3 protein-coding genes are annotated in these 2,437 nt (G+C 60.5%); all 3 read right to left on the bottom strand.

The genetic code is table 11. From position 1 onward, the window contains the following. The coding region (locus KVT39_RS36275; protein WP_217591410.1) for a UxaA family hydrolase at positions 1–1,168 on the bottom strand (1,168 nt) is incomplete at its 3' end. A gap of 102 nt (positions 1,169–1,270) precedes the next feature. After that, complete coding sequence (locus KVT39_RS36270; RefSeq protein ID WP_034182353.1) at positions 1,271–1,966, bottom strand: hypothetical protein; 696 nt, start codon at positions 1,964–1,966, stop codon at positions 1,271–1,273. 28 nt (positions 1,967–1,994) lie between these two features. Beyond that, on the bottom strand, positions 1,995–2,437 hold a 443-nt coding region (locus KVT39_RS36265; protein WP_217591409.1), incomplete at its 5' end, for a fumarylacetoacetate hydrolase family protein.

Here is a 2,437-nt window from a genome sequence, read left to right as displayed (position 1 = left end):
CTTTCGCAATGCCTCCCAGCGATTTTTCAAGGACGGTCGTCAAGCCACCCGCCTTGTTGCCCGCAGACGGATTGTTGTTCATTTGCGCCCCTTGCCGATGCGCATAGGCTTCCCACCACTTGATGCGATCAATCAGCTTCCGACCCACCTCGGGCGTTTCGGCGCGGCGCGTCAGTAAGTGCTCCGCGCCATAGATTTCGGGCGTTTCCGAGAGAATCGCGGTGCCGCCGTGTTGCACGAGCAGATCAACGGCTGCACCCAGCACCGGATTGGCGGTGATGCCGGAATACCCGTCCGACCCTCCACACTGAAGACCGACCGTGAGATGACTTGCACTGACAGCCTCTCGCCTCACGTTGTTCGCTTCGGGCAACATGCGCCGAACCAGTTCAATACCCTTCGCGATCGTCAGAGTGGTACCGCCGCTATCCTGGATCGTGAACGTTCGCAAGCGGTCGTGTTCCCGGAGTCCCTGTGTCTCGAGAAGTCGCGGGATCTGGTTCGTTTCACACCCAAGACCGATGACCAGCACGCTTGCAAAGTTCGGATGGCATGCATAGCCGCCAATCGTGCGCTGCAAGATCGCCAGGCCATCGCCTTCAGAGTCGATAGCGCAACCGGAACCGTGTGTGAGTGCCACGACGCCATCGACATTCGGGAACGCGGCCAGTTCCTCGGGATGGATGTCGCGGCGGAACTGATCAGCAATGGCTCGTGCAACCGTGGCCGAGCAGTTCACCGAGGTAAGGATCCCGATATAGTTCCGTGTGGCGACTTGCCCGTCTGCGCGGACAATGCCCTGGAATGTTGCGGCCTCATTCGACCGTACAGTCGGGCGCGCGGCCTGACCAAATGCGTAGTCCCGCGCAAAGTCACCCATCGCGAGATTGTGGGTGTGTACGTGCTGCCCCGCGCGAATCGGCTGACTTGCAAAGCCGATTACCTGGCCGTAGCGGTGCACTGCCTCACCCTGACCGATGTCACGTGTCGCCACTTTGTGCCCGGGCGGAATCAGTCCCGAGACTGTCACCGATTCCCTGTCGATCACCGTACCGGACACAAGCTGTTCAAGTGCGATAACGACATCGTCGGCAGGATTGAGTCGTATGACACGAGCCGACATTGACGCGGTGGTTCGAGCGGACGTGTCGGCGATATTCAACGACATGGCAGTACTCCTACGTTTCTCAGTGTAATGGCCGGTCGCGCTTAGCCATGTGGGACTCGCGCGACGGGGCCGTGAAGCAGTGATCAGACGGCGCTTGACCGCTTAGCCAGCGCTCCAAGGCGTCTTGCAGCGCGTGTACTCGAGTTGATAGAGAGTCGTATCTGGCGCTGTCGCGCCCGCTTCGGGCGATGCCGCAAGTCCCGAAACGAAACGGTCAGCCGCTGAACGGACATAATCTGCCCGGCACCCTTCGACCAACACGATCCATGTCGGTACCTGGGTGCCTTCTGAACGCGCCTTCTTCTCCGCCGTTTCCACCTTGCTGATCGCTTCGTCTGCAAGGCACAGGTGCACGCCCGTGATACCGGGTAGGTCCACGAGGGGCGGTAGGACGCGCTGACGCAAAGCCTTCACGACTTGTGCCCGCGCAGCCGATGGCACGTCAAATCTCACAGTCATGAGATTGGCACCCTGCCCAACACCGTCCGAATAGGCCACGTGACAGATTGAGCGTGCGACGCTCCGGAAAGAGGCGACTACCTGTTTGGTCCAAGGCGTCGGCGTATTCAGCCGAGAAAGGTAATCTTGCGCGCCCAGGACTTCGACCGTGTCGGCCTCGTAAAGATTGAAATACTCGGGACCTGCATCCAGTGCTATGAAGCGCCGACCGCGCCTGAACCCTGGAATCCCGGCGCGTTCGGGCATGTGCTCGCGGTTGTGCCACTCGTAGAATTCATCCTTCGCTTCCGGCAGCAGGTCATGCCAGATTGCGACGACGCCCGTTCCAGCAAGGCTCATATCTCCTCCTATGTCAAATCGAATCGACTTACAGTGCCAATGGATACTCGCCGAGGCCCCATGCTGCTCCGAGGGTGCCCGCATACGGCACAACCTTTTGCGTCTGCGCGCCGAGTCCGCTGCCGCCGAGCGTCATCGTGTCGCCTGCTTTCAGAAAGACAGGCGGCTTCTGACCGAGGCCCACGCCGGGAGGCGTGCCCGTAATGATGACGTCGCCCGCCATCAACGGCATGAAGCGGCTGAGATACGCCACGATATGGGCGACGTTGAAGATCATCGTGCGTGTGTTGCCGGTCTGACGACGGGTGCCGTTGACGTCGAGCCACAGGTCAAGCACCTGCGGGTCGGGAATTTCATCACGCGTGACAAGCCACGGTCCGAGCGGAGCGAACGAGAATCCGCTGTTACCCTTGGCCCACTGGCCTACGCGTTCGAGCTGATACGCGCGTGCGGAAACATCACCCGCAAGGC

This window comes from Burkholderia sp. GbtcB21, assembly GCF_019091065.1.
Lineage (GTDB): Bacteria > Pseudomonadota > Gammaproteobacteria > Burkholderiales > Burkholderiaceae > Burkholderia > Burkholderia pyrrocinia_C.
The sequence above is the reverse complement of the archived record's forward strand: the minus strand, read 5'-3'. Positions and strand labels throughout refer to the sequence as shown.